This window comes from Mycobacterium sp. TH-M11 (genome assembly GCF_057473725.1).
On sequence record NZ_JBYCLD010000017.1, the window covers coordinates 1 to 3,916 of the forward strand.

Sequence of the window (3,916 nt, forward strand, 5' to 3'; positions counted from 1 at the left end):
ACTCCGCTGTACGGCTTGACCTTCGGGCTCTCGGTGCTGTGCATCGCGATCGGCGCGGTGCTGTTCGTCAAGAAGTTCATCCCCGAAGAGATCACCATCCAGGACCGTCACGACGGCAGCTCCCCCGAGATCGACCGTAAGACCGTGGCGGCCCAGCTGACCGACGCGTTCGAGGGCTCGACCATCGGTCGGCGCAAGCTGCTGGGTGCGTCGCTGGGCGTCGGATTCGGCGCATTCGGCCTGGGCACCTTGGTGGCCGGCGCCGGTGGCCTGATCAAGAACCCCTGGAAGCCGGTCGTCGACACCGCCGAAGGCAAGAAGGCCGCGCTGTGGACTTCCGGGTGGACCCCGCGCTACCCCGGCGAGACCATCTACTTGGCCCGCGCGACCGGTCAGAGCACCAACTCGCCGTTCGTCAAGATGCGGCCCGAGGACCTGGACGCCGGCGGCATGGAAACGGTGTTCCCGTGGCGCGAGTCCGACGGTGACGGCACCACCGAAGAATCGAACGAGAAGCTCACCGAGATCATGATGGGCGTTCGTAACCCGGTGATGCTGATCCGTATCCGGCCCGACGACATGCCCAAGGTGGTCAAGCGCCAAGGCCAGGAGAGCTTCAACTACGGCGACTTCTTCGCCTACACCAAGATCTGCTCGCACCTGGGTTGCCCGTCTTCCCTGTTCGAGCAGCAGACCTATCGGATCCTGTGCCCGTGCCACCAGTCGCAGTTCGACGCGCTGCACTTCGCCAAGCCGGTCTTCGGCCCGGCGGCTCGCGCACTGGCACAGCTGCCGATCACTATTGACGCCAATGGGCATCTGGTCGCCAACGGCGACTTCGTGGAACCTGTCGGACCGGCCTTCTGGGAGCGCACCTCATGAGCCCTGCAATCGGCGATCTGCTCGCACGCCAAGCAGACGACATCGATACCCGGTACCACCCGGCGGCCGCGCTGCGCCGGCAGTTCAACAAGGTCTTCCCGACGCACTGGTCGTTCCTGCTCGGTGAGATCGCGTTGTACAGCTTCATCATCTTGCTGCTGTCCGGCGTCTACCTGACGCTGTTCTTCGACCCGTCGATGGCCGAGGTCATCTACCACGGCGTCTACCAGCCGCTCAACGGCGTGCAGATGTCGCGGGCCTACGAATCGGCGCTGGATATCTCCTTCGAGGTCCGCGGCGGCCTGTTCGTCCGCCAGCTGCACCACTGGGCCGCGCTGATGTTCGCGGCGTCGATCATGGTGCACCTGGCACGCATCTTCTTCACCGGCGCGTTCCGTCGGCCGCGTGAGGCTAACTGGGTGATCGGGTCGCTGCTGCTGATCCTGGCCATGTTCGAGGGCTACTTCGGTTACTCGCTGCCCGACGACCTGCTGTCCGGTATCGGTCTGCGCGCCGCGCTGTCCTCGATCACGCTGGGTATGCCGGTGATCGGCACCTGGCTGCACTGGGCGCTGTTCGGCGGTGACTTCCCGGGCACCATCTTGATCCCCCGGCTCTACGCGCTGCACATCCTGCTGATCCCGGGCATCATCCTGGCCCTGATCGGCGTGCACATGGCGCTGGTGTGGTTCCAGAAGCACACTCAGTTCCCCGGACCGGGCCGCACCGAGACCAACGTCGTCGGCGTGCGGGTGCTGCCGGTCTTCGCGATCAAGTCGGGCGCGTTCTTCGCGATGATCACCGGCATCCTGGGCCTGATGGGCGGGTTGCTGCAGATCAACGCGATCTGGAACCTGGGGCCCTACCGCCCGTCGCAGGTGTCGGCAGGTAGCCAGCCGGACTTCTACATGATGTGGACCGAGGGGCTGGCCCGTCTCTGGCCGGCGTGGGAGTTCTACCCCTTCGGTCACACCATTCCCGGTCCGGTCGGTGTCGCACTGATCATGGGCGGCGTCTTCGGCTTGCTGATGGTCTACCCGTTCCTAGAGAAGAAGTTCACCGGCGACTACGCGCACCACAACCTGCTGCAGCGTCCCCGGGACGCTCCGGTCCGTACCGCGATCGGTGCCATGGCGATCAGCTTCTACATGGTGCTGACCCTGGCTGCGATGAACGACATCATCGCGTGGAAGTTCCACATCTCGCTGAATGCGACGACCTGGATCGGCCGTATCGGGATGGTGGTTCTGCCGCCGTTTATCTTCTTCATCACCTACCGGTGGTGCATCGGTCTGCAACGCAGTGACCGCGACGTGCTCGAGCACGGTATCGAGACCGGCATCATCAAGCGGCTGCCGCACGGTGCCTACATCGAGCTGCACCAGCCGCTGGGCCCGGTCGATGACCACGGCCACCCGATTCCGCTGGAGTACGCCGGTGCGCCGCTGCCCAAGAAGATGAACAAGCTCGGCTCGGCTGGCGCTCCCGGTAGTGGCAGCTTCCTGACGGCCGACCCGGTCGACGAGAACGCCGCGCTCAACGAGGCCGCACACGCCAGCGAGCGACGTGCGATGACGGCGCTGGCCGAGCACCAAGGCGGTAACACCAACGGTCACCACTAGGCCTTCTGGGTCCGAACAATCGGGCAGCCTGCGCAGTCTCCTGCGCGGGCTGCCCGTTTTGGTTGGTGCGGCACCGGAATTCGATCCGGCGCAGGCACCGGCCGATCCGGTCGCACTGTTCGTCCAATGGCTGCTGCATGCCGTCGACAGCGGCGTCGTGGAACCGCATGCGATGACGTTGTCGACGGTCGGCGCGCTGGACGCCACGGGTGTAGCGCGGCCGTCGGCGCGGGTGTTGATCCTCAAAGATGTCGATGCCGCCGGTTGGCATTTCGGAGTCAGCTCGGCCAGTCGCAAGGGCGCCGATCTTGCCCGCAATTCCGCTGTGTCACTGACGTTTTACTGGCCCTCACTGGGTCGTCAGGTCAGGGTCGACGGCATGGCTCTCCCGGACTCGCCCTCGGTGACCGCCGACGACTTCCTGGCCCGCTCGCAAGGCGCCCGGGCGATGGTGCTCACCGGCCGGCAGAGCGAGCCCTACGCCGATCCGGCAGAGATCAGTGAGGCACTCGCTAAGGCGCATCTGGAGCTCGATCGCTCCCCCACCCTGGTGCCCGCCGAGTGGGTGTCGTATGCGGTACGGGCCGACGCCGTCGAATTCTGGCAGGCCGACGCTAGCCGCCGGCACCGCAGGCTGCGGTATGAACGGGACGACGACATGGGCTGGTCAACGACCCTGCTCTGGCCGTAGCCAGGCACGCCACGAGAACGGCGCCGTGATGGCGGCTCAGCCGAAACGAGACGGCAGTTCCAGTACCTCACCCAGCCGACGCAGGTACAGCCACGGAATCACCGGCATGGCGGCAGCGCCGACCCCGGCCAGCCCGTAGCAGACCCAGGAGCCAGTGTCTTTGCCGACGGCCATCAGATACGTGGCCAACGCGACCAAGGTCAACGCGCCGGCCACCGCGGTAGCCAGCACGGTGACGCCACGCAGCAGCACCCGGTCCACCTGAACCTGATTGGGCAGCACCTGGCGGGTACCGGCCGCCCGCCGGCCCGGAGCGTCGAACCCGGGCTGCTGGTGCGGGGCGTCCTGGGCGTTCGGGCGCGGCGGCTTGGCCGGTGCCTGGGACGGGAAGCCGGGGGGCCGCGGCGGGCCGGGCTGGCGCGCCCGGAGCAATACCGGGATGGCCGCGAGGATGACCAATGCCGAGGCACCGATCACGATGTAGAGCAGGCCGCTGTGCGAACTCTTGGTCGGCTCGTGAAAGCCCCGTCCGAGATCCACCAGTGCCACCGTGGCCGCCACGCTCATGCCCAGCCACGTCAGCCAGATCGCGGCGCACGCGCCCAGCAGGATGCGGTCAGTGACCTCCGGGGACTGCCCCGGTCGAATGAATCGATCTACCATGTTCCCGCCGGTCATCCGCAGCTCGTCGCCGGTGCGTCATTGCTGTTGGAGAACAACA

4 protein-coding genes are annotated in these 3,916 nt (G+C 66.4%); 3 read left to right on the top strand and 1 reads right to left on the bottom strand.

Features of this window, described 5'->3' with window-relative positions:
- From qcrA to AC2VOG_RS00860, 3 genes are all read left to right on the top strand, one after another.
- Positions 1-882: cytochrome bc1 complex Rieske iron-sulfur subunit (qcrA, locus tag AC2VOG_RS00850; protein ID WP_486938024.1), on the top strand; the 882-nt coding region annotated here is incomplete at its 5' end.
- A complete protein-coding gene (gene qcrB, locus AC2VOG_RS00855) occupies positions 879-2,504 on the top strand; it encodes a cytochrome bc1 complex cytochrome b subunit (protein WP_486938025.1) in 1,626 nt (541 codons plus the stop codon). The genes qcrA and qcrB, both read left to right, overlap by 4 nt.
- 58 nt (positions 2,505-2,562) lie before the next feature.
- A complete protein-coding gene (locus AC2VOG_RS00860) occupies positions 2,563-3,195 on the top strand; it encodes a pyridoxine/pyridoxamine 5'-phosphate oxidase (RefSeq protein ID WP_486938026.1) in 633 nt (210 codons plus the stop codon).
- Positions 3,196-3,231: 36 nt separating this feature from the next.
- Here AC2VOG_RS00860 and AC2VOG_RS00865 read toward each other — a convergent pair whose 3' ends face one another.
- On the bottom strand, positions 3,232-3,873 hold the full coding sequence (locus AC2VOG_RS00865) for a DUF2561 family protein (protein ID WP_486938027.1): 642 nt from the start codon (positions 3,871-3,873) through the stop codon (positions 3,232-3,234).
- Between the last annotated feature and the right edge of the window lie 43 nt (positions 3,874-3,916).